18 protein-coding genes are annotated in these 23,312 nt (G+C 77.0%); 13 read left to right on the top strand and 5 right to left on the bottom strand.

The features are described 5' to 3' along the window. The 3 genes from cydB to ACL02T_RS09055 all read left to right on the top strand — a co-directional run bounded on the left by cydB (position 1) and on the right by ACL02T_RS09055 (position 5,291). Positions 1-1,044, top strand: coding sequence for a cytochrome d ubiquinol oxidase subunit II (gene cydB / locus ACL02T_RS09065; protein WP_412830168.1), 1,044 nt, complete (start codon positions 1-3; stop codon positions 1,042-1,044). After that, on the top strand, positions 1,041-4,439 hold the full coding sequence (cydD, locus tag ACL02T_RS09060) for a thiol reductant ABC exporter subunit CydD (RefSeq protein WP_412830167.1): 3,399 nt from the start codon (positions 1,041-1,043) through the stop codon (positions 4,437-4,439). The genes cydB and cydD overlap by 4 nt, the downstream gene beginning before the upstream one ends. Before the next feature lie 204 nt (positions 4,440-4,643). Beyond that, positions 4,644-5,291, top strand: coding sequence for a response regulator (locus ACL02T_RS09055; RefSeq protein WP_412830166.1), 648 nt, complete (start codon positions 4,644-4,646; stop codon positions 5,289-5,291). Positions 5,292-5,316: 25 nt separating this feature from the next. On the opposite strand, the gene ACL02T_RS09050 is transcribed toward ACL02T_RS09055, so the two are convergent. Then, entirely contained in the window at positions 5,317-7,020 is a 1,704-nt protein-coding gene (locus ACL02T_RS09050; RefSeq protein ID WP_412830165.1) for a sensor histidine kinase, read from the bottom strand. Between the two features lie 194 nt (positions 7,021-7,214). On the opposite strand from ACL02T_RS09050, the gene ACL02T_RS09045 reads away from it, so the two are divergent. The 5 genes from ACL02T_RS09045 to ACL02T_RS09025 all read left to right on the top strand — a co-directional run bounded on the left by ACL02T_RS09045 (position 7,215) and on the right by ACL02T_RS09025 (position 12,278). Next, positions 7,215-8,219, top strand: coding sequence for an Acg family FMN-binding oxidoreductase (locus ACL02T_RS09045; protein ID WP_412830164.1), 1,005 nt, complete (start codon positions 7,215-7,217; stop codon positions 8,217-8,219). Then, complete coding sequence (locus ACL02T_RS09040) at positions 8,216-9,115, top strand: universal stress protein (protein WP_412830163.1); 900 nt, start codon at positions 8,216-8,218, stop codon at positions 9,113-9,115. Before ACL02T_RS09045 ends, ACL02T_RS09040 begins: the two co-directional genes overlap by 4 nt. Continuing rightward, positions 9,112-10,596: a bifunctional aminoglycoside phosphotransferase/ATP-binding protein gene (locus ACL02T_RS09035; protein ID WP_412830162.1), complete on the top strand. Its 1,485-nt coding sequence runs from the start codon at positions 9,112-9,114 to the stop codon at positions 10,594-10,596. Before ACL02T_RS09040 ends, ACL02T_RS09035 begins: the two co-directional genes overlap by 4 nt. Positions 10,597-10,742: 146 nt before the next feature. Continuing rightward, complete coding sequence (locus tag ACL02T_RS09030; RefSeq protein ID WP_412830161.1) at positions 10,743-11,789, top strand: Acg family FMN-binding oxidoreductase; 1,047 nt, start codon at positions 10,743-10,745, stop codon at positions 11,787-11,789. 57 nt (positions 11,790-11,846) lie between these two features. Beyond that, positions 11,847-12,278, top strand: a complete 432-nt coding sequence (locus ACL02T_RS09025) for a CBS domain-containing protein (RefSeq protein WP_412830160.1) — start codon at positions 11,847-11,849, stop codon at positions 12,276-12,278. A gap of 125 nt (positions 12,279-12,403) precedes the next feature. On the opposite strand, the gene ACL02T_RS09020 is transcribed toward ACL02T_RS09025, so the two are convergent. From ACL02T_RS09020 to ACL02T_RS09005, 4 genes are all read right to left on the bottom strand, one after another. Continuing rightward, positions 12,404-12,766: a CBS domain-containing protein gene (locus ACL02T_RS09020; protein ID WP_412830273.1), complete on the bottom strand. Its 363-nt coding sequence runs from the start codon at positions 12,764-12,766 to the stop codon at positions 12,404-12,406. Positions 12,767-13,033: 267 nt separating this feature from the next. Then, positions 13,034-13,906, bottom strand: coding sequence for a universal stress protein (locus tag ACL02T_RS09015; RefSeq protein ID WP_412830159.1), 873 nt, complete (start codon positions 13,904-13,906; stop codon positions 13,034-13,036). Further along, the gene (locus tag ACL02T_RS09010) at positions 13,903-14,832 is read right to left on the bottom strand and encodes a universal stress protein (protein WP_412830158.1); all 930 of its coding nucleotides are present in this window, start codon (positions 14,830-14,832) and stop codon (positions 13,903-13,905) included. The genes ACL02T_RS09015 and ACL02T_RS09010 overlap by 4 nt, the downstream gene beginning before the upstream one ends. A gap of 19 nt (positions 14,833-14,851) precedes the next feature. Next, positions 14,852-15,739, bottom strand: a complete 888-nt coding sequence (locus ACL02T_RS09005; RefSeq protein WP_412830157.1) for a universal stress protein — start codon at positions 15,737-15,739, stop codon at positions 14,852-14,854. A gap of 285 nt (positions 15,740-16,024) precedes the next feature. Between ACL02T_RS09005 and ACL02T_RS09000 the strand changes: the two genes are divergently transcribed. From ACL02T_RS09000 to ACL02T_RS08980, 5 genes are all read left to right on the top strand, one after another. After that, positions 16,025-17,071 (top strand): NAD(P)-dependent alcohol dehydrogenase, encoded by a 1,047-nt coding sequence (locus tag ACL02T_RS09000; RefSeq protein WP_412830156.1) that lies wholly within the window; start codon positions 16,025-16,027, stop codon positions 17,069-17,071. Then, positions 17,071-19,815: an HAD-IC family P-type ATPase gene (locus ACL02T_RS08995; protein WP_412830155.1), complete on the top strand. Its 2,745-nt coding sequence runs from the start codon at positions 17,071-17,073 to the stop codon at positions 19,813-19,815. Before ACL02T_RS09000 ends, ACL02T_RS08995 begins: the two co-directional genes overlap by 1 nt. Before the next feature lie 141 nt (positions 19,816-19,956). Further along, positions 19,957-20,517: a flavodoxin domain-containing protein gene (locus ACL02T_RS08990; RefSeq protein ID WP_412830154.1), complete on the top strand. Its 561-nt coding sequence runs from the start codon at positions 19,957-19,959 to the stop codon at positions 20,515-20,517. A 1-nt stretch (position 20,518) separates the two neighbouring features. Beyond that, positions 20,519-21,508: an Acg family FMN-binding oxidoreductase gene (locus ACL02T_RS08985; protein ID WP_412830153.1), complete on the top strand. Its 990-nt coding sequence runs from the start codon at positions 20,519-20,521 to the stop codon at positions 21,506-21,508. Then, positions 21,505-23,265, top strand: a complete 1,761-nt coding sequence (locus ACL02T_RS08980) for a SulP family inorganic anion transporter (protein ID WP_412830152.1) — start codon at positions 21,505-21,507, stop codon at positions 23,263-23,265. The genes ACL02T_RS08985 and ACL02T_RS08980 overlap by 4 nt, the downstream gene beginning before the upstream one ends. Positions 23,266-23,312 lie beyond the last annotated feature (47 nt).

Genomic DNA, 23,312 nt, shown 5'->3' with positions numbered 1-23,312 from the left:
ATGGACCTCACGACAGTCTGGTTCCTGCTCATCGCGGTCCTCTGGACCGGCTACTTCGTCCTGGAGGGGTTCGACTTCGGCGTCGGGATGCTGCTGCCCGTCGTCTCCCGCGACGAGACCGACCGCCGTGTCGCGCTGGGCACGATCGGCCCGGTCTGGGACGGCAACGAGGTGTGGCTGCTCGTGGCGGGCGGCGCGACCTTCGCCGCCTTCCCCGAGTGGTACGCGAGCCTGTTCTCCGGCTTCTACCTGGCCCTGCTGCTGATCCTCGTCGCGCTGATCCTGCGCGGGATGGCGCTGGAGTACCGGGGCAAGATCGACGACGACACGTGGCGCCGCCGTTGGGACGCGGCGATCGTCGGCGGCTCGCTCGTGCCCGCCCTGCTCTGGGGCGTCGCGTTCGGCAACATCGTCCGGGGCGTGCCGCTGGACGCCGACCACGAGTACACCGGCACGTTCTTCACCCTGCTCAACCCGTTCGCACTGCTCGGCGGCGTCACGACGGTCCTGCTGTTCGCCCTGCACGGTGCGGTGTTCCTGGCGCTGAAGACCACGGGCGAGGTCCGCACCCGGGCGATCCGCGTGGCCTCGGTGGCCGGCCCGCTGCTCGTCGTCGCGGGCGGTGCGTTCCTCGCCTGGGCGGTGTTCGGGTACGGCCCGCTGTGGACCATGATCCCCGCGGCCGTCGCGGCCGTGGGGCTGGTCGTCGGCACCGTGCTCGCGATCCGGGGGCGCGAGGGGTGGGCCTTCCTCGCGACGGCCGGCGCGATCGTCGCGATCGTGGTGACGCTGTTCGGGACGCTCTTCCCCGACGTGCTGCCCGCCACCGACCCGGCGAACAGCCTGACGACCACCAACGCCGCCTCCACCCCGTACACCCTGACGATCATGACCTGGGTGGCGGTGGTGATCACCCCGATCGTGCTCGCCTACCAGGCCTGGACGTTCTGGGTCTTCCGCAGGCGGCTGACCCGCACGGACGTCGAGGGCGAGGCCGGCCTCGTCCTGCCCCGCCCGCTGCGCAAGGGCGCGCACGCCGGATGAGGCCGCTCGATCCGCGCCTGCTCCGGCACGCCGCCGCGGCCCGCCGGTTCGTCCTGCTCGGCGCCGGGATCGCGCTCGCCACCGCGGTCCTGGTGATGGTGCAGGCCCAGCTGCTGGCCGACGTGATCGCCGGGGGCTTCCTCGGCGGCGCGGGCCCGGCCGCGCTCACCCCGTTGCTGGGGCTGGTCGCGCTCGCCGTGGTCGGGCGGGCCGGGCTGGCCTGGGCGGCCGAGGTCGCCGCCCACCGGGCGGCCGCCGACGTCGTGCGGCAGCTGCGCAGCCGGATCGTGGCCCACGTGCTGCGGCTCGGCCCGCGGCACAAGGACCTGCCACCGACCGGGGAGCTCGCCACCCTCGGTGCGCGCGGCCTCGACGACCTGGAGGGCTACTTCGGCCGGTACCTCCCGGCCCTGCTGATCGCCGCCGTCGTCCCGGCGGTCGTCGGGGTCCGCATCCTCACCGCGGACTGGGTCTCCGGCCTGCTGGTGGGGCTCACCGTGCCCCTGATCCCGCTGTTCGCGATCCTCGTCGGCCTGCACACCGAGCGCTCCACCGCGCGGCAGTGGCGCGCGCTCGCGGTCCTCGGCCACCACTTCCTCGACCTCGTCGCCGGCCTCGACGTCCTCGTCGCGTTCGGCCGGGCCCGGCACCAGACCGGCCGGCTGCGCGAGATGGCGGAGGCGTACCGGCGCACCACCCTGCGCACACTGCGGGTGGCCTTCCTGTCCGCGCTGGTGCTCGAGCTCGTGGCCACGCTGTCGGTCGCCCTGGTCGCCGTGTCGATCGGGCTGCGGCTCGTCGACGGGACCCTCGACCTCGCCACCGGCCTGCTGGTGCTGCTCCTCGCCCCGGAGGTCTATCTGCCGCTCCGCGCGGTCGGTGCCCGGTTCCACGACGCCGCGGCCGGCACCGCCGCCGCCGGCGCCGCCCTGGACCTGATCGAGACCTCGGCCCAGCCGGCCGGGCGGGCGGCCGCTCCCGACCCGTCGCACTCCGCACTGGTCCTGCGCGGCGTGCGGGTCGACGGGCGCGCGGGCCCGGTCCTCGACGGCCTGGACCTCACCGTGCGCCCGGGGGAGACACTCGGTGTCACCGGCCCGTCGGGGTGCGGCAAGACCACGCTGATCGAGCTGCTCGCCGGTCTGCGCACACCCGACGCCGGCGCGGTCACCGTGGACGGGGTGGACCTGACCGACGTCGCGACCCCGGCGTGGATGCGCCGGGTCGCCTGGGTGCCCCAGCGCCCGGTGCTGCTCGCCGGCACCGTCGCGTCGAACGTCGCGCTCGCCGACCCGGGCGCCTCCCCCGCGGCGATCGCCCGGGCCGCCGCGGCGGCCCAGCTCGACGTCGACCTCGACACCCCCGTCGGGGAGGACGGCGAGGGTCTGTCGACCGGGCAGCGGCGGCGGGTCGCGCTCGCGCGGGCCCTCCTCGCGGACCGCCCGCTGCTCCTGCTCGACGAGCCCACCGAGGGCGTCGACGCGCGGACCGAGGCGGAGATCGGTGACGCCCTCCCGGTCGTCACCGCCGGACGCACCACGGTGCTGGTCAGCCACCGGCCCGAGGTGCTGGCCCGCTGCGACCGCATCGTCGCGCTGCCGGGGGCGCCGGCGGACCCGACCGCGGTCCCCGCGGCCACCCTGCCGTCCGGTCCAACAGCCGCCCGGGTCACCGGCCACCCGGCCGCGGGCACCGCCGTGCCTCGCGCACCGCGGCCGGTTCCCCCGGCCCCGGCCGACGCCCTCCGGTGGGTGCTGTCGGTCGCGCGCGGGCAGGGACGGCGGCTGGTCGCGGCGGCCCTGCTCGGCGCGGCCGCGCTCGGCTGCGCCGTCGCCCTGACCGCCACCTCGGCCTGGCTGATCTCCGCGGCGGCGCTGCAGCCCCCGGTCCTGACGCTGATGGTCGCGATCGTGGCCGTGCGCGCGTTCGGCCTGGGCAAGGGGGTGCTGCGCTACGCCGAGCGGCTGATCTCGCACGACGCCGCCCTGCGGGTGACCAGCGGGTTGCGCGTGCGGCTGTGGACCGACCTGGTCCGGGTCGGCCCCGCCGCGACCGCGCGGCAGCGCCGCGGCGATCTGCTCACCCGGCTCGTCGCCGACACCGACGCCCCGCAGGACCTGCTGGTCCGGGTCCTCCTGCCGGCGACCTCCGCGCTGCTCGTCGGGGCCGCGGCCGTCACCGGCCTCGCGCTGCTGCTGCCGGCGGCCGGCCTCGCCCTCGCCCTCGGCCTGCTCGTCGCCGGGGTCGGCGCCCCGGCCCTGTCCGCGTGGGCGGCGCGCCGCACCGAGCGACACACCGCCGAGCTGCGCGCGGAGGTGGCCACCCGCACGGTCGAGCTGCTCGACGCGGCCGCCGACCTGCTCGTCCTGGGGGCGGCGGGCCGCCGGCACGCTGCGCTCGACGCCGCCGACACCCGCCTCGGCCGGCTGCGCCGGCGGGCCGCGACGGCCACCGGTGCGGGTTCCGCGGTGTCCGTGCTCGGCGTCGGCCTGAGCGCCGTCGCGTGTGCCGCCCTCGGTCTGGCCGCGTTCGCGGCCGGCGCCCTGCCCGGGCCCGCGATCGCCGTGCTCGCCCTGACCCCGCTCGCCCTCGCCGAGGTCCTGGCCCCCCTGCCCGACGCCGCCGTGCGACTGCTGTCGATCGTCCCGGCCGTCCGGCGGATGCAGGAGCTGGAGCAGCTCGAGCCGCCGGTCGCCGGCCTGGCGGCGGCTCCCACCCCGCCCCCGCACTCCCTGGCGGCGCACGCCCTCGCGGTGCGGTGGCCGGGCGCCGCCACGGACGCGGTGCGGGGGGTGGACCTCGAGCTGGGCCCGGGCCGGCGCATGGCACTGACCGGCCCCTCGGGCAGCGGCAAGTCGACGGTCGTCGCCGCCCTCCTGCGGACGCTGCCGTTCAGCGGCGGCACCCTCGAGGCGGACGGCCGCGACGTCACCACCCTCGAGGCCGACGCCGTCCGGGCCGGGGTCGCATGGTGCGGCTCGTGGACGCACCTCTTCGACAGCACCCTGCGGGCCAACCTCGGGCTCGCCCGGCCGGGCGCGAGCGACGCGGACCTGGTCGCCGCGCTCCGCCGGGCGCGGCTCGGCGCGTGGTTCGACGCGCTCCCGGACGGTCTCGACACCCCCGTCGGTCGGCACGGCGGGGCCGTGTCGGGCGGGGAGCGGCAGCGGCTGGGCATCGCCCGGGCCCTGCTCGCCGACCGCCCGATCCTGGTGCTCGACGAGCCCACCGCGCACCTCGACGCCGGCACCGGCGCGGCGCTCGCCGCGGAGATCCTGGCCGCCACGGCGGACCGCACCGCGCTGATCGTCACCCACCGGCCCGAGCAGACCCCCGGCCTGCCCCGCGTCGCGCTGCCCGCGGCCGTGCCGGCGCCCGCCACCGTGCCGGTCTGACGGTTCGTCGCGGCGGTTCTGACCGTTCGTCGCGGCGCTGCGGCCCGTCCGGTGAGCGGCGTCGGGTGGTTTCGTGCACACGGGCCGGACGGCCCCTCGCGCGCCGGGACCTTCGCCCCTGGGCACCCGGGACCACGAGACCGCGCACCGGGGCGCGGATCGTGGCTAGGGTCGGACCAGCGCCCGACAAGAGGAGAGTCGCCCGTGACCATCTCGGTGTTCCTGCTCGACGATCACGAGATCGTCCGCCGCGGCATCGCCCAGCTGCTCGAGACCGAGGACGACATCCGGGTCGTCGGGGAGGCCGGCAGCGCCGCCCAGGCCCTGGCCCGCATCCCGGCCGTCCGGCCGGACGTCGCCATCCTGGACGTCCGGTTGCCCGACGGCGACGGTGTGTCGGTGTGCCGGGACGTGCGTTCGGTGATGGAGCCGCCACCGGCGTGCCTGATGCTGACCTCGTTCTCCGACGACGAGGCCCTGTTCGGCGCGATCATGGCCGGGGCCGCGGGCTACCTGCTCAAGCAGGTCGCCGGGACCGACCTCGTCGGCGCGGTGCGCACCGTCGCCGGGGGCGGCTCGCTGCTCGACCCGAAGGCGACGGCCCTGGTGCTCGACCGGCTGCGCCACGGCAAGGAGGCCGACGACCCCCGGTACGAGGCCCTCTCGCCGCAGGAACGCCGCATCCTCGACCTGATCGCCGACGGCCTCACCAACCGGCAGATCGGCGCCGAGCTCTACCTCGCCGAGAAGACCGTGAAGAACTACGTCTCCTCGATGCTGCACAAGCTCGGGTTCTCCCGCCGCACCGAGGCCGCCGTCTACGCCACGGAACGGCGCCGCACGCCGCGCTGAGCCCGGGCACGACCGGATCCGGGTCTCACGCCGGGTCGGCCAGCGGGACCCGCCACGTCAGGCGGGTCCCGCCGCCCGGCCGACGCCGCACGTCGAACTCGCCGCCCAGCTCGCGGGCGCGCTCGCCGAGGTTGTGCAGGCCGCTGCGGGCGATGTCGTCCGGCACCCCGACGCCGTCGTCGACGATCTGCAGGACCAGGTCGGCGCCCGCCTCCACGGTGACGGTGACGGTGCGGCCCCCGGAGTGCCGTACCGCGTTGCTGACCCCCTCCCGGGCCGCGGCGAGCAGGTGCGGGGCGAGACCCGCCGAGACCCGCGTGTCGACCGCTCCGGTCGTCCGCACCGAGACCGTGAGCCCGGAGTCGGCGCTCACCTCCTCGACCAGGTCCAGCAGCTGCCGCCGCACCCCCCCGCCCCCCTGACCGGCGGTGTGCAGGTCGAAGATGGAGGTGCGGATCTCCAGGACCGTCTGGTCCAGCTCGTCGACCGCCTGCTGGATGCGCTCCTGGACGTCCGGCTTGGTCGCCCGCCGCAACGTGCTCTGCAGCTTCAGGCCCGTCGCGAAGAGCCGCTGGATGACGTGGTCGTGCAGGTCGCGCGCGATGCGCTCCCGGTCCTCCAGGATGTCGAGCTGGTGCTGGGCCCGCGTCTTCTCCGCCACCTCGAGCGCCAGCGCGGCCTGATCGGCGAACGAGGTGAGCAGGGGGACCTCGCTGGGCAGGTACGGCTCCCGGTCCGCGGCCCGCAGCGCGACGAGCACGCCGATCACCCGTTCGCCCGAGCGCAGCGGCACCGCGACCGCGGGCCCCAGGGACCTGTCCGACAGGGCGAGCCCCCCGAGGTTCGGGAGGTTCTCCACCAGCACCGGCCCCCGGCTCTCGGCCACCTCGTCCAGCTCCGGACCGGCCCGCAGCGGGCCGTCGGGCAGGCCGAGCGGGCGACCCGCGGCGCCGACCGGCACGTACCGCCCCTCCTCGTCCGGCCCGAGGAGCACCGCGGTCGCCTCCGACCGGGTCAGCTCCAGGGTCCGCGTCGCGACCAGCTGCAGGACGTCGGACTCCGTGGCGGCGCCGAGCACCTCGGCCCGGACCTCGCCGAGCGCCTCCAGCCACAGCTGGCGCTGCTGGCTCTGCGCGAACAGGTCCGCGTTCTGCACCGCGATCCCGGCGGCGGCGGCCAGGGCCTGCAGGACGATCTCGTCGTCGGCGGTGAACTCGCCGCCACCGGCCTTCTCGGTGAGGTAGAGGTTGCCGTAGACGAAGTCCCGGACCCGGACCGGGACCCCCAGGAAGCTGTGCATCGGCGGGTGGTTCGGGGGGAAGCCCACGGATGCCGGGTGGGCGGTGAGATCGGCGAGCCGCAGCGGTTCCGGCTCGACGATCAGCTGCCCCAGCAGGCCCTTCCCGGTCGGCGGCCGGCCCAGTCGCTCACGCTCGCCGGGGTGGAGCCCGACGTCGATGAACCGCGCGATCGACCCGTCGGGCGCCAGGACGCCGAGGGCGCCGTACCGGGCGTCGACCAGGTCCACCGCGGACCGGACGATCTGCGACAGCGTCGTCTCCAGCTCGAGGCCCGAGGCGACCGAGAGGACCGCGTCGAGCAGGCTCTGCATCCGGTCCCGTGCGGCCGCGACCTGGCTCAGCCGCTCCTGCACCTCGCCGAGCAGCTCGTCCAGCCGCAGCCCGGACAGCATCCCGGACACCCTGGGGCTGTGTTCCGGACCGGCCATCGGCACTCCCGTCCTCCTGAGGAGATCCGATGCTAGCGGCCGCCCGCGGCGGGAGGGGACCGCGCTCGTCCCGCCGGGCGGGTCCAACACCCCGTCCGGGCGGGACCTTCGTCGCTGGTGACCCGACCGGGCGACGGCGCAGGCTGGAGGACACGGGCCGGGTACGGCCCGGACACGACGTGAGACGAGCGGTGATGATCGACACTCTCGGCGCACTCGGACTGACCGAGTCGCACCTGCAGGAGGCCCTCCGGGCCGCTGCGCTGGCGCCCTCGTTGCACAACTCGCAGCCCTGGCGGTTCCGCGTCACGACGTCGGCGGTCGAGCTGTACGCCGTGCCGGACCGGCTCCCCGTCGCCGATCGGACCGGGCGGGAGATGCGCCTGGGCTGCGGTGCGGCCCTGTTCAACCTGCGGCTGGCGCTGATCGGCCACGGGGTGCGTCCGCTCGTCACCGTGCTGCCCGACGCCACACGGCCGGACCTGATCGCCACCGTGCAGCGCGGTGGCAGCCGGCGGATGACGCCCGAGCTGCGGCGGCTGCTGGAGGCGGTACCGCGGCGGCACACGAACCGGCGGCCGTTCACCGACGCCGAGGTGCCCACGCACGTGCGGCACGCGCTGCGCCGGGCCGCGCTCGAGGAGGGCGCCTGGCTGGACCTGGTCACGGACCCGGGACAGCGGGCCGAGCTGAGCCTGCTGGCCCGGCGGGCCCACGAACGGCAGATCGCCGACCCCGACTTCGTCGCCGAGCTCCGGCACTGGACCGGGCACGACGACGGTCGCGCCGACGGCGTGCCGCTGCTGGCGGGCGGACCCCTCCCCTGGCCCAACGAGCCCTGGGTGCTGCGCGACTTCACCCGCGGAGCCGGCCCGTCCGGCGGCGGCTACGAGGCCGAGCCGCTGATCGCGGTGCTCAGCGTGCACACCGACGGCCCGCGTGAGGAGATCCGCGCCGGGCAGGCCATGCAGCGGGTCCTGCTGACCGCGACCGTCCACGGCCTGGCCAGCTCCTTCCTGTCGCAGCTCGTCGAGGTGCCCGAGGTCCGCGAGAGCATGCGCCGCCTGATCAGCGGGCACCGGCCGCCCCAGACCGTGCTCCGGATCGGGCACGGCTGGCCCGTGCCCGGTACGCCCCGGCTCCCCCTGACCGAGCTGCTGCTGACCACCGACGAGCCGACACCCGAGGAGGACCGATGACCGCCCCCACGACCGCCGCGCACGCGGCGGGCACCGTCGGAGCCGAGCGCCACGGCGTCACGGTCGCCGTCGACGGCACGGACGCCGGGCTCCGCGCGGTCCGCTGGGCCGCCGACGAGGCCGCGGCCCGGCACGCGCCGCTCACCATCCTGCACGCCGCCCCCTACGCCGCCGGGTCGTCGGGCTCGTTACGCGCGCACGCGTCGCGGATCCTGGCCCGCGCCTACACCGTGGCCCGGCGGCACGCGCCGCAGGTCCCGGCGCGGACCCTGCTGCTCGAGGACGACCCGCTCGCGGCGCTGGTCGAGGCCTCGCGGCAGACCGGCGCGCACGGCGGCCTGCTGGTCGTCGGGATCGCCGGGACGGGCCGGCCCGAGGACGCGCTCGTCGGCTCCCTCGCGCTCGACCTGGCCTCGCGCGCCCGCGGCTCCGTGGCCGTCGTGCGGCGGCCCGGCACACCGGACGGGCCCGTCGTCGCGGCGGTGGGCGACCTCGCCGAGGACATCGCGGTGCTCACCCAGGCGCACCGGGCGGCGGCGCGGCGCGGCGGCGTGCTCGAGGTGGTCCACGCGGCACGGTCGGCGGCGGATGCCGCGGAGACCCGCGACGCGCTCGACCGCGTGCTGCACGTCCTGGACAAGGCCGAGCCCGGGGTGCGGACCGCGTTGCACATCGTGCGCGAGCGCCCGTTCGAGGCGGTCGTCGAGCGCTCGAACGCGGCAGCCCTGCTGGTCGTCGGGTCCGGCGGCCGGCACCACCACCTGCTCGGGTCGACCAGCCGGACGGCGGTCCGGCTCGCGGGCTGCCCCGTGCTCGTCGCCGTGCCCGAGCACGAGCCGGGGCCGCCGGCCACCGGGTCGTCCGGCGCCGGCGCCCCGGTCACCGGGCCGTCGTGACCGGAGGTCCCGGGGCTGCCGTCCGGGAGACGCACGTCGGCGTCGTCGTCCTGCTCGGTGATCGCGCCTACAAGCTGAAGAAGCCCGTCCGCACGGCCTTCTGTGACTTCTCCAGCGCGGAGCTGCGGCGCGCGGCGCTCGACCGGGAGCTGGCGCTCAACCGCCGGCTCGCGCCGGACGTCTACCTCGGCACGGCGGAGGTCACGGGCGCCGGCTGCGCGGAACCCGTCCTGGTCATGCGTCGCATGCCCGACGACCGCCGGCTCGCCACGCTGGTCGCGGACGGCCGGGACGTGACCGCGGACCTGCGCCGCGTCGCCCGGCTGCTCGCCGCCTTCCACGCGGGCGCCCGCCGCTCCGCCGCGATCGCCGCCGAGGGCGGGCGCGACGCCCTGCGCGAGCGGTGGCGGCGCAACCTCGACGAGCTGGAGCCCTTCCGCGACGGGCCGTTGCCCGCCGCCGGGCCGGCCACGGTGCGCAGGCTGGCGATGCGGTTCCTCGACGGGCGGGGGCCGCTGTTCGCCCGCCGCGAGGACCGGGTCGTCGACGGCCACGGCGACCTGATCGCCGGCGACGTCTTCTGCCTCGACGACGGCCCCCGGGTGCTGGACTGCCTCGACTTCGACGACCGCCTGCGGTTCGTCGACGGTCTCGACGACGCCGCCTTCCTCGCCATGGACCTCGAGCGGCTCGGCGCGGCCGCCGCGGCGCAGCGGTTCCTCGACGACTACGCCGAGTTCGCGGGCGACCCCGCACCGGCCGCCCTGGCGCACCACTACGTGGCCTACCGGGCCGGTGTGCGCGCCAAGGTGGCCTGCCTGCGCCACGCCCAGAACGGCGACGAGTCGGCCGCCGCGGACGCGCGCGCCCACCTCGAACTCGCCGCCACCCACCTGCGCCGGGGAGCACCGCGGCTCGCGCTGGTCGGGGGCCTCCCCGGCACCGGCAAGACCACCGTCGCCGGCCTGCTGGCGGACCGCACCGGCGCGGTCCTGCTCTCCAGCGACCGCCTCCGCAAGGAGCGTGCGGGCCTGGACCCGGCCACCCCGGCCGGCTCGGACTACGGCACGGGGCTCTACGACCCGGCCCACACCGCCGACGTCTACACCGAGCTGCTGCACCGGGCGCGCGAGCTGACCGGGCTGGGGGAGTCCGTCGTCCTCGACGCCTCGTGGACGGACGCCGGATGGCGCGCCCGGGCCCGGGCGGTCGCGGACGAGGCCTGCGCCGAGCTCGTCCACGTGCGCTGCGTCGCGCCGCCCGTCGTCGCGGCCGGGCGCATCCGCAGCCGCCGCCGGTCCGCCTCCGACGCCACCGTGGCCGTCGCGGAGCAGATGGCGGCGACCGCCGACCCGTGGCCGGAGGCGGTCGAGGTGGCGACCGACGGGCCCGTCGAGGACTCCGCGGCGCACGCCGAGCGGGCCTGGGCCGACTCCGTGGCACCGCTTCGGGACCCGGGCGGCCCTCCGGGCCGGGGGTGAGACCCGTGCGGCCGGGCCGGGGTGAGACCCGTGCGGCCCTCCGGGCCGGGTCCGAAGTCCCTGCGCGCGACGACCAGCGGCACCTGGCCCGCAGCGCGACGGGGTGGCTGGATGGAGGGCGACGGACCGCGCGCGAAGGAGCGATCATGACCCTCACCCGAGTCGACACGGGAACCGTGCGCGCGGCGCTCGCCCTGGCCGCGCGCGCCCCCTCGGTGCACAACACCCAGCCGTGGCGGTGGCAGGTGGTCGAGGACGGGCCCGGGACGTGGGTCCACCTGTACGCGGACCTCACGCGGTGGCTGCCGCTCACCGACCCCGACGGCCGGGATCTCGTCCTGAGCTGCGGGGCGGCCCTGCACCACCTGCAGGTCGCGCTGGCCGGCCTCGACGTGCCGTGCACGGTGCACCGGATGCCCGACCCGCAGCGCCCCGACCTGCTCGCCCGCGTCCGGATCGGGGTCGCCGACGGCGGCCCGGCCGCCCGCAGGTACGCGGACGGGGAGGGCGACGACGACGGCACCCCGGCGGCGGACGAGGCGTCCGCGATCGGGAAGCGGCACACCGACCGGCGCCGCTACTCCGACTGGCCCGTGCCGCCGGCGCTGCTCGCCGAGCTCGAGGCGTGTGCGGCCGCCCACGGCGCCCTGCTGCGGGTCGTGCCCGACGGGCCGGCGCGACGGGCCCTGGAACTCGCCGTGCGCACCGCGGCCCTCGAGCACGCCGCGATGCCCGGCTACGACACCGAGCTGGCGCTGTGGTCCGGCATGCGCTCGTCCGACGACGGGGTCCCCGTGGGCAACGTGCCGGCGCCGGGCAGCCCCGGACACGGCGTGCCGGTACGCCGGTTCTCCGCGGGTGAGCTGCCCGAGGACAGCACGCCGGAGGACGGGGCCGCGCTCCTGGTGGTCGGCACCTCGTCGGACGACCAGCTCTCCCAGCTCCGCGCCGGGGAGGCGACGAGCGCCGTCCTGCTCGGCGCCACCCTGGCCGGGCTGGCCACGGCGCCGCTGTCCGAGCCGCTGGAGCTCGCCGACACCCGCGCCCTGCTGCGCGACCAGGTCCTCGACGGCACGCTGTGCCCGCAGCTCGTGCTGCGGGTCGGCTGGGCGCCGGTGACCGACCCCGTGCCCGGGTCCCCCCGCCGGTCCCTCGCCGACCAGGTCGAGGGTCTTCCCGACCTGCGGCCCTGACCAGGGCACCGGCGCGATCCGGCGCAGCCACACCCTCCCCGCCAGAGAGGAAGCCCCATGACCGGCCCCGCCCGTCCGGCACCCCCGGAGACCCTCGACGACGACCCTCCCGTCCGGACGGCGATGTCGCGGCGCGTCGTCGCGATCGACGCGGCGGCCCCGCTGCGCACGGCGCTGCGGCTCATGACGGCCGGCGACGTCCGGCACCTGCCGGTGATCCGCGGCGACCGCTGCGTGGGCATGGTCGCCGAGGTGGACCTGCTGCGCGGGCTCGCCGCCGTGCGTGGCCCGCTCGGCACGGCGCGGCTCACCGTGGACGACGTGCTCCGTCCGGTGCCGGTGGTGTCCCCCGAGACGTCGCTGCGCAGCGCCGCGGCCCTGATGGACGCCGAGCGGGTCGACGCGCTCCTGATCGGGACCCCGGACGCGTTGACCGGGATCGTGACGGCCACCGACCTCGTCCACGCGATCGCGGCCCGCCCGCGCTGACACCGCACTGACACCGCAGCGACGGTGCGGCGTCCGGGAGAAGCCGGCGACACGACGAACCGGCCGGGCCCGTCGGGCCCGGCCGGTTCGTCACTGCGTGGCCGGTGTGTCCCTCTGGCGGCCGGTCAGCGACCCAGTCCGGCGAGGATGCCGAGCAGGTCGCGCACCGACACCATGCCGACGACCGTGCCGTCCGAGCGCCGCACCGGCAGGTGCCGGACCCCGGTGTGCTGCATCCGCAGGGCCGCGGTGGCGATCGACTCGCCGGCGCCGATCCAGATCAGCTCCGGGGTCATCAGGTCCGCGGCCTGGGTGTCCTCGAGATCGCCCCCGCTGCCGACGAGGGTCACCACGTCCCGCTCCGACACCACACCCATCGGACCGTGCGGGCCCTCGACCAGGACCGCACCGAGCTCGTCGGCGGTCAGCTCCTCGGCCACCTCCCGGGCGCTCCGCTCGGGCGGGAGCGTCGCCACCGGGGCGCGCATGATGCGCACGACCGGGTCCTCCGGGGTGATCCGTTCCCTGTCGGTCGAGCCCCTGTCGGTCGGGCCCCTGTCGGTCGGGCCCCTGTCGGTCGGGCCCCTGTCGGTCGGGCCCCTGTCGGTCGGGCCCCTGTCGGTCGATGCGGTCATGGTCGGTCCTTCCTCTCGATGTCCGGGTGTCGTGGCACGGCCCGGCGCACCGCCACGGTGCTCCCCACCGGTGCCGTCACGGCCGGACCACGGCGACGTCACGGCCGGACCACGGCGACGTCACGGCCGGACCACGGCGACGGGGCTGTGGGCGTGGTGCAGCACGGTCCGGCCGGTCGAGCCGAGCAGGGTGCGGCCGAGCCGGCCGCGGCCGAACGACCCGACGACCACCAGCCGTGCGTTGACCGACCGGTCCACGAGGGCGCGGTGGGCGGGGCCGTGCACGAGCTCGCGCGAGACGCGCACGCCGGGGTACTTCTCGGTCCAGCCCGCGAGCCGCTCCGCCAGGACCTCGCGTTCCTCGGCCTCCAGGGCCCCCAGCTCGGACCACGCCACGGCCTGCGGGTCCTCGAGGTGCTCGGTCCAGGCGTGCACCGCGACCAGCGGGGCGGTCCAGACGTCGGCCTCCGCGAACGCGAAGGCGAGCGCCGCCTCGCCCGCGGGCGACCCGTCCACCCCGACCACCACCGGTCGCACCCGGTCGCCGCGCCTCAGCGCGTCGTCGGACTCGACCGGACCGCGGACCACCACCAGCGGGCACTCGGCCCGGCGCGCGAGCGCGTCGCCGACGGAGCCGACGAGCAGCCCGGCGAACCCGCCCACCCCCCGGGTGCCGACCACGAGCAGCCGCGCCGCGGCGGACTCCGCGACGAGGACCTCCGCCGGATCGCCCTCGACGACCGCCTGCTCGACCGCGAGCTCCGGCGCCACCGTACGGACGAGACGGGCCGCGGACCACAGCTGCCGCCGGACGTGGGCCTGCATCTGCCGCCGCACCTCGTCGGCCGTGTGCGGGGGTAGCTGGTAGGCGCGCACCAGGCGCAGCACGCGGCGGTGCCGGGCCGCGTGGGCGGCCGCCCAGCGGGCGGCCTCGGTGGAGAGGTCCGAACCGTCGATCCCCGCGACGACCGCACCGTTGGCCGGGGTGCTCACGGCGTCTCCTCACCTCCGTGCGGCCGGGTGACCAGCACCGGGCAGTGGGCGTGGTGCAGCAGCGCGTGGCTCACCGACCCGAGCAGCAGACCGGCGGCCCCGCCGCGCCCACGGGAGCCGACCACGACCAACTGGGCCCCGGTCGACCCGGCGATCAGCGCACGGGCCGGCCGGTCGCGCTCCACCAGGCGCCGGATCTCGACGTCGGGGTACTTCTCCGACCACCCGGCCAGCCGCTCGGCGAGCAGGACGTGCTCCTCGGTCTCCAGGGCCGACCAGTCGATCATCGGGGCGAGCGCGGGCTCGAGCATGTCGTCGAGCCACGTGTGCACGGCCAGCAGCGGCGCGGAGCGCAGTGCGGCCTCCTCGAAGGCCAGGCCCACCGCGGCCTCGCTGAGCGGCGAGCCGTCGACACCGACGACCACGGGCCGGGGGTCCGGCTCGGCGGTCGCGGCCGGCTCGGCCCGGTCACCCCGCACCACGACCACCGGCGATCCGCCCCGGGCCGCCAGGGCCACCGCGACCGACCCGACCAGCAGGCCGCTGAACCCGCCGAGCCCGCGACTGCCCACGACGGTCAGCTGTGCCCGGTCCGACTCGGTGAGCAGCACCGGGACGGGGAAGCCCTCCCGCAGCTCCGCCTCGGTCCGGACCCGCGGCGCGACCTCACCGGCCAGCGCGACGGCCGTGTCGAGCACGGCCCGCGCCGCCTTCGCCACCTGGCGCCGGTAGGCGGTGCCCAGGCCCGGGTTGCCGATGTGACCGGGCGGCACGGGGGTGAACACCGCGACGAGGCGCAGCGGGGCATGCCGCAGCGCGGCCTCCGCCGCCGCCCAGCGCACGGCGTCGAGCGCCGACTCCGACTCGTCGACCCCGACCAGCACCGGCCCGCCGACGACCCCACCACCGGGGTGCCTCTCGTTCATCCTCAGTCCTCTCGGCCGCTCAGGGAGCGACGGTCTCGGGCCGCACCACGGCGACCGGGCAGGCGGCGTGGTGCAGGACGGCCTGGCTCACCGAGCCGAGCAGGGGTCCCCCGACCGGGCCGCGTCCGCGCGACCCGACGACCACCAGGGCGGCGCCCGCCGACCGGGCCACCAGTTCCCGGGCCGCCCCGTCGACCACGACGACGGTGGTCACCTCGACGCCCGGGTACTTGGTCGTCCACCCGGCGAGGCGTTCCCGCAGGGCCTTCTCCTCGTCGGCCCGGACCACGGCCCAGTCCAGCAGCGGCACCAGGAAGGGGTCCAGCACCGCTCCGCTCAGGGCGTGCACGGCGACGAGCGGCGCGCCCCGGCGGGCCGCCTCCTCGAAGGCGAAGCCGAGGGCCGTCTCGTCGTCCCCGTGTCGGTCGAGGCCGACCAGGACGGGGCCCTCGACGGCGGGCGGCGCGCCGCGCACGACCACCACGGGACACCCGGCGTGCGCCGCCACACCGATCGCGACCGAGCCGAGCAGCAGGCCGGCGAACCCGCCGCGGCCACGGGTGCCGAGCACGACGAGCGCCGCGCGCTCGGACTCGCCCCGCAACACGACCGGGGGCTCCCCGCCGGCCACCTTCTGCTCGATCTCCAGGCCGGGCGCGATCTCCCGGGCGACGGCCGCAGCAGCCTCGAGGTGTTCCCCGGCGGCGCGCTCGACGACCTGGCGCTGGTACTCCTGCCCGAGTGCCGGCAGCCCGATCGGCCGGAAGATCGTCCAGGCCACCGCCGCCACGAGCCGTAGCGGGGCGCCGCGGCGGGCCGCCTCGGCCGCCGCCCAGCGGGTGGCGTCGAGCGCGGAGTCGGAGCCGTCGACCCCGACGACCACCGCGCCGGCCAGCTGTTCCGTCATGACTACTCCCCTTCGACGTCGCTCCGGGCGTCGCTCCGGAGATCGGCTTCCACCGTCGCGCGGACGCCGGGCCGTCGACAGCGGCTCTCCGGCCCGGCCGGCAGGGCCGATGGACCCGGGTCCCGAGGACCCCGCGTCCCGAAGGCGGCCGGACGTCCGCGTCCGGCGCCGCGCTCCGGAGACCGACGGCCCGGGGGGACGGGCCGGTCGGCCCTCGCCCGGTCGCCGGGACCCGCGCAGGCTTGATCACGTCCCTGCGAGGTGAACCGAGGAAGAGGTACCGCGGTGCGTGCCCTGCGTCTGACCGCCTGGAAGTCCGAGCCGGAGCTCGTGGAGGTGCCCGAACCGCAACCCGGTCCCGGGCAGGTCGTGATCCGCGTGGGCGGTGCCGGGGCCTGCCACTCCGACCTGCACCTCATGTACGACTTCGACGCCGGCGCGCTCCCCTGGGGCCCGCCGTTCACCCTCGGTCACGAGAACGCCGGGTGGGTGCACACCCTGGGCCCCGGCGTCCGCGGCCTCGAGATCGGCGCCCCGGTCGCGGTGTACGGGCCGTGGGGCTGCGGCCGGTGCGGCCGGTGCCGGACCGGTGCCGAGAACTACTGCGAGGACGTCGCGGAGGCCCCGGTACCCGGCGGCGGGGGCGGCCTGGGCCTCGACGGCGGGATGGCGGAGTACATGCTCGTCGACGACGCCCGGCAGCTGCTGCCCCTGCCCGAGGGCCTGGACCCCGTGCACGCCGCGCCGCTCACCGACGCCGGCCTCACGCCCTACCACGCGATCCGTCGGTCGTGGCCGAAGCTCGATCCGCGCAGCACGGCCGTGGTCGTCGGCGTCGGCGGACTGGGGCACGTCGGGGTGCAGATCCTCAAGGCGACGACGGCGGCCCGGGTCGTCGCCGTCGACGGCCGTGACTCCGCCCTCGACCTGGCGCTCAAGGCCGGCGCCGACGAGGTGCTGCGCAGCGGTGCCGGGACGGCGGAGGAGATCCGGCGGATGACCGCCGGGCAGGGCGCCGACGTCGTGATCGACTGCGTCGGCAGCGACGCGACGCTCGCTCTCGGCGCCGCGGCGACCCGTGTCCTGGGCGACCTGACGATCGTCGGGCTGGGCGGCGGGACGCTCCCCGTGTCCTTCTTCGGCGTGCCGTACGAGGCGAGTGTCCAGACCACCTACTGGGGCACGCGGCCGGAGCTGGCCGAGGTCCTGGCCCTCGGTGCGCGGGGGCTCGTCACACCCGAGTTCCGCACCTTCGCCCTCGACGACGCCCTCGCCGCCTACCGGGCCCTGCGGACCGGCGGGATCGACGGCCGCGCCGTCGTCGTGCCCTGATGGCGGGCAGGGACCTCGACCGCGGTCGTCCCGGTACCGCCGACGTCGCGCCCCGGGGGGCCGAGGACCATCACGCCCTGCCGGCGCACGAGGTGGTGCTCGTGCTCGACAGCGACCCGGACCGGGGCCTGACGGAGGAGGAGGCGGCCCGCCGGCGGGCGGGCTACGGGCCCAACGCGCTGCCCCCGGCGCACCGGGCGGGCCCCCTCGTCCGGCTGCTCCGGCAGGTGAACAACCCGCTGGTGCTGATCCTGATCGCCGCCGGCACGGTCACCCTGCTGCTCGGGGAGGTGGTCGACGCGGCCGTCGTGTTCGGGGTGGTGGTGGTCAACGCGATCATCGGCTATCTGCAGGAGAGCCGCGCCGAGGCGGCCCTGGACGCCCTGCGCGCGATGACCCGCACCGTGGCGCGCGTGGTCCGGGAGGGCCACCGCCGCGAGGTTCCCTCCGAGGACCTCGTGCCCGGCGATCTCGTGGTGCTGGAGGCGGGCGACCGGGTCCCGGCCGACCTGCGTCTGGTCCGGCACTGCGAGCTGACCGCCGACGAGTCCGCGCTCACCGGCGAGTCCGACCCGGCGGTCAAGGACGAGGACGCCCTGCCCGGCGCGACCCCCGTCGCCGATCGTCGCAACATGCTCTACTCGGGGACCCTCGTCACCTCCGGCAGCGGCAGCGGCGTGGTCGTGGCCACGGGCGCGGGCACCGAGCTCGGGCAGATCCACCGGCTCGTCGGCACCGCCGAGATCCTGCAGACCCCGCTGACCCGCAAGATCGCCCGGTTCAGTGCGGTACTGACCGCGGTCATCCTCGGGCTCGCCGCCCTCGGCATCGCCGTCGGGCTGCTCCGCGGCGAGCCGATCGCCGACATGATCACCGCCGCCGTGGCCCTGGCCGTCGGTGCCATTCCCGAGGGCCTGCCCGCCGCGGTGACGATCACCCTCGCCATCGGGGTCGCCCGGATGGCCCGGCGGCGCGCCGTGATCCGGCGGCTGCCCGCGGTGGAGACGCTCGGTGGCACGACGGTGATCTGCACGGACAAGACCGGCACGTTGACCGAGAACGCGATGACCGTCCGCACGCTTGCCACCCCCGACCGCACCTACGAGGTCACCGGCACCGGCTACCGCCCGGACGGCGAGGTCGTCGGGGCGGACCCGCGGGACCGGGCACTGCGCTGGACGCTGCTGGCCGGCGCCGGCTGCAACGACGCCGCACTGGTCGAGCAGGACGGCCGGGTCACGGCGGTCGGCGACCCGACCGAGGCGGCGATGCTCGTCGCCGCGGGCAAGGCCGGTCTCGGCCGCGCCGACCTCCCGCCGCGGCGCGGCACGCTGCCGTTCGACTCCCGCCGCAGCTACATGGCCACCCTGCACGGCGAGGAGGGCGGGCCCGGGACCGTCCTGGTCAAGGGGGCGACGGAGCGCGTGCTGGAGCTCTGCACGGGCGAGCTCGCCGCCGACGGGTCGGTGCGCCCGGTCGACCGGGCCGCCGCACACCGGCGGGCGGAGGACCTGGCCGCGCAGGGCCTGCGGGTGCTGGCGACGGCGATCGGCGAGGCGCCCGAGGGCCAGGACCTCGCCGATCGGGTGCACCGCCGGGACCTGGTGTTCACCGGGGTGCAGGCGATGCACGACCCGCCCCGGGCCGCCGCGGCGGAGGCCGTCGCGGCCTGCCGCTCGGCCGGGGTCGCGGTCAAGATGATCACCGGGGACCACGCGGTGACCGCGGCCGCGATCGGGGCCCGGCTCGGCCTGCTCGACGGCGGTGCCGGGGACGAGCGGCGGCACCGCACCCCCGGGGCGGTGCTGACCGGCACCGAGCTCGCCGGTCTCGACGACCGCGCCTACCCCGACGCCGTGGACCGCGCCGCCGTGTTCGCGCGGGTCTCCCCCGAGCAGAAGCTGCGCCTCGTGCGCACCCTGCAGGCCCGCGGGCACGTCGTCGCGATGACGGGCGACGGGGTCAACGACGCACCCGCGCTGCGGCAGGCCGACATCGGCGTCGCGATGGGCCGCAGCGGCACGGAGGTGGCCAAGGACGCCGCCGACATGGTCCTCACCGACGACGACTTCGGCACCATCGAGGCCGCGGTCGAGGAGGGCCGCGGGGTGTTCGACAACCTCACCAAGTTCATCGTGTGGACCCTGCCGACCAACATGGCCGAGGGGCTGGTCATCCTCGTCGCGATCCTGCTCGGCATCGCGCTGCCGATCCTGCCGACCCAGATCCTGTGGATCAACATGACCACCGCCGTGGCGCTGGGTCTGATGCTGGCGTTCGAGGCCAAGGAGCCCGGGATCATGCGGCGCCCGCCGCGCGACCCCGCCAAGGCGCTGCTGACCGGCCGGCTGGTGGGCCGGATCGTGCTGGTCTCCGGCCTGCTGCTGGCCGGCACCTGGGCGCTGTTCCGGTGGGAGCTCGACGCGGGTGCGTCCCTCGACGGCGCCCGGACGGCCGCGGTGAACCTGTTCGTGGCCGTCGAGGCCGTCTACCTGTTCAGCTGCCGATCGCTCGCCCCGGGCCGCCGGCACCGCGGCGACGGCCGGTTCAACCGCTGGATCGCGGGCGGCGTCACCGTGCAGGTCCTCGCCCAGCTGCTGTTCACCTACACGGCGCCGATGAACGCCGTGTTCCACACCGAGCCCCTCGACGCCGCGACCTGGGGGCGGATCGCTGCGGTCACCGCCGTCGTCGCCGTCGTGATCGCCGTGGACAAGCGCGTGACCGGCACCCGGATCCTCTGATCGGGCGGCCCCGTGTCACACCCCGGGTCCCGGCCGGCCCGGGCCGGACGGCCCGCACCCGCCGGGTCCGCGGGCTCTCGTCGCCGGCCGTCAAGGCGGGGCACGCTCGGGGGGTACACCGAGAGGCCCGAGGAGCCCACCATGTCCACTTCGGAACCGTCCGCCCGGCGCCACGCCGACGTGCTCGTCGTGCACGCGTCGCGCCACGGTGGTACGGCCGGCATCGCCGTCGTCGTCGCCGACGAGCTGCGGGCGCAGGGGCTGACCGTCGACGTCGCCACCGCAGCCGACGCGAGTGCCGACGACGTCTCGCTGGCCGGCTACCGGGCCGTGGTGCTCGGCAGTGCGCTCTACGCGGGTCGCTGGCGCCGCGACGCCGTCCGGTTCCTGCGCCGGCACGCGGTGATGCTGCGGGGCCGGCAGGTCTGGCTGTTCCAGTCGGGACCGTGCGGGCCCGGCGCCGGACGCAGGGCGGAGGCGGGCGAACCCGAGCCGACGGTGGTGCGCAGGCTGCGCGAGGACGTCGACGCCGCCCCGACGGTCACCTTCGGCGGCGTGCTCGACCCGGCCACGGCCCGCGGCTTCCCGGCCCGCCGGATGGCGCGCGGCGAGCTCGGCGGGGACTACCGCGACGACGACCGCGTCCGCGAGTGGGCGCGCACGGTCGCCGCGCACCTGCGGCCCGTCGCCCCGGCGGCCTGAGATGGCCACGACGAGGTCGGACGAGGTCGCGGGCGGCCTGCTCGAGCGGTCCGTCGAGCTCGCCCTGCGGGCCCCGTCCGTGCACAACACCCAGCCGTGGCGCTGGCGGCTGCGTCCGGGCGAGGTCGAGCTGCACGCCGACCTCGGCCGCCACCTGCCGGGCACCGATCCCGACCGGCGCGACCTGCTGATCAGCTGCGGCGCGGCGCTGCACCACCTGCGGGTGGCCGCGGCCGGGCTCGGGGCCGCCGTCACGGTCGACCGGCTGCCCGACCCGGAGAACTCCCAGCACCTCGCCACCGTGCGGCTCGCCGACGGACCGCCGGACCGGGCGGCGGCCGCCCTGTTCGGGCAGCTCACCCGCCGGCACACCGACCGGCGCCGGTACTCCGGTGACCCCGTCCCGCCCGCCCGCCTGGCCACGCTCGTCGGTTCCGCCCGGGACCTCGGCGTCCTCGCGGTGCCGGTGGGCGATCCGGTCGTCCTGGCGCGGATGAACGAGGTGCTGCGCGAGGCCGCGCGCGAGCAGCGGCACGAGGCGGGCTACCTGGCCGAGCTCCTCGTGTGGACGCACCGCTACGCCGATGCGCGCGACGGTGTCCCGCGGGTCGCGGTGCCCACCCGGGGCGGGCAGTGGGACGAGCCCCACCTGCACCGGTTCCCGTCCGGCTCGCTCGCCCCGGGCCGGGACACCGGGGCGGACGGGGGCACCCTCCTCGTCCTGGCCACCCCGCGCGACGACGTCGCGGCCCGGCTCGCCGCCGGCGAGGCGACCAGCGCGGTCCTGCTCACGGCCACCCGGGGCGGCCTCGCCACCGCTCCGCTCAGCCAGGCGGTCGAGCTGCCCCGCACGCGCAGCCGGCTGCGCGCCGCCCTCGGGCTGCCCGACCAGCCGCAGCTGGTGATCCGGCTGGGCTTCCCCCTCCCGGGAGCGCCGCCGCTGGAGCCCACGCCCCGTCGCCCGCTGGGGTCGGTCCTCCTCGGACCGTGACCGCGCCCGCCGGCCGGACCGGCCGGGGGAAGCACGGGGGGTGGGCCCGGCTCGTCCCGCGACCGGCCCCGGGACTCGCGCCCGGGCTCGAGGCCCTGCGGACGCACCGGTGGGCGGCCCTGCGGGGCGACCTGCTCGGCGGGCTGACCGTCGCCGCCTACCTGGTGCCGCAGGTCCTGGCCTACGCCGTGGTGGCGGGGCTCCCCCCGGTCGCCGGGCTGTGGGCGGCCGGCGCCGCCCTGGTCGTGTACCCCCTGTTGGGCACCTCGCGGCTGCTCTCGATCGGCCCCGAGTCGACGACGGCCCTGCTCACCGCGGTCGCGGTCGCCCCGCTGGCCGGCGGCGATCCCGGCCGCTACGCGGCCCTCGCCGCCGGCCTCGCGCTCGTGGTCGGCGCCGTCTGCGTGCTCGGCCGGGTCGCCCGGCTCGGTTTCCTGGCCGACCTGTTCTCCCGGCCGGTCCTCGTCGGGTACCTGGCGGGCATCGCGGTGATCATGGTCATCAGTCAGCTCGGGCCCCTGACGGGCGTGCCGGTGACCGGGGACGGCGCCCTCGACGAGGTCCGCTCCTTCGCCGGCCAGGTGGGCCACACGCACCTGCCCACCCTGGCCGTCGGGCTGTCGGTGCTCGCGGTGCTCGGACTCGGCGCCCTGCTCACACCGCGTGCGCCGGTCCCCCTGCTGGCCGTGCTGCTCGCGGCCGGCCTGGTCGCGGCCCTCGGGCTCGCCGGGCGCGGCGTCGCCACCGCCGGCACGGTGCCGCCCGGGCTGCCGGTGCCGGGCCTGCCGGACGTCGCCCTCGGCGACTACGTCTCGCTCCTGCTGCCCGCCCTCGGCGTCGCCATGGTCGGCTACACCGACGTCGTGCTGACCGGACGGGCCTTCGCCGACCGCACCGCGACCCCGCTCGACCCGGACCGGGAGCTGCTCGCGCTGGGCGGGTCCAACCTCGCGGCGGGCCTGGTCGCCGGCTTCCCGGTGAGCAGCAGCGGCAGCCGGACCGCCCTGGGGAACGCGACCGGGGCGCGCAGCCAGCTGCACGCGTTCGTCGCGCTGGCGGCGGTGCTCGGCGTGCTGCTCGTCGGCGGGCGGGTGCTCGAGACGCTGCCGCGGGCCGCCCTCGGGGCGCTCGTCGTGGCCGCCGCGGTCCGGCTCGTCGACGTCGGCGAGTTCCGCCGGATCGCGCGCTTCCGGCGCAGCGAGCTGCTGCTGGCGCTCGCCACGGTGGCCGCCGTCCTCGTGTTCGGCGTGCTGTACGGGGTGCTCGCCGCGGTCGGGCTGTCCCTGCTGGACCTGGTGCGGCGGATCGCCCGCCCGCACTCGGCCGTCCTGGGCTTCGCCCCCGGGGTGGCCGGCATGCACGACGTCGGGGACTTCCCGGGCAGCGAGCAGGTCCCCGGGCTGGTGGTGCACCGCTACGACGCGCCGTTGTTCTTCGCCAACGCCGACGACTTCCGCCGCAGCGTCCTGCACGCGGCGGACACGACCACGGGGACACGCTGGGTGGTGCTCAACCTCGAGGCGGTCACGGAGCTCGACGTGACCGCCGCGGACATGCTGGCCGCGCTCGGCCGCGACCTCGCCGCCCGAGGGGTGGTCGTCGCGATCGCCCGGGCGAAGCGCGAGCTGGTGGCGGACCTCGCCGCCGGCGGTGTGCTCGACACGATCCCGCCGGAGCGCCTCTACCCGACCCTGCCGACGGCGGTCGCCGCCTACCGGGCGGCGACGGCCGGGGCGACGCCGCCACCGGTCGGCTGACCGGCCGCGACGGCGTCGACCCGGCGCTTGAGCACGGCCGGAGGACG

Origin of the sequence: Pseudonocardia oceanicola (assembly GCF_047200735.1) — a bacterium.
Lineage (GTDB): Bacteria > Actinomycetota > Actinomycetes > Mycobacteriales > Pseudonocardiaceae > Pseudonocardia.
This window is presented reverse-complemented; position numbering and strand designations above follow the sequence as displayed.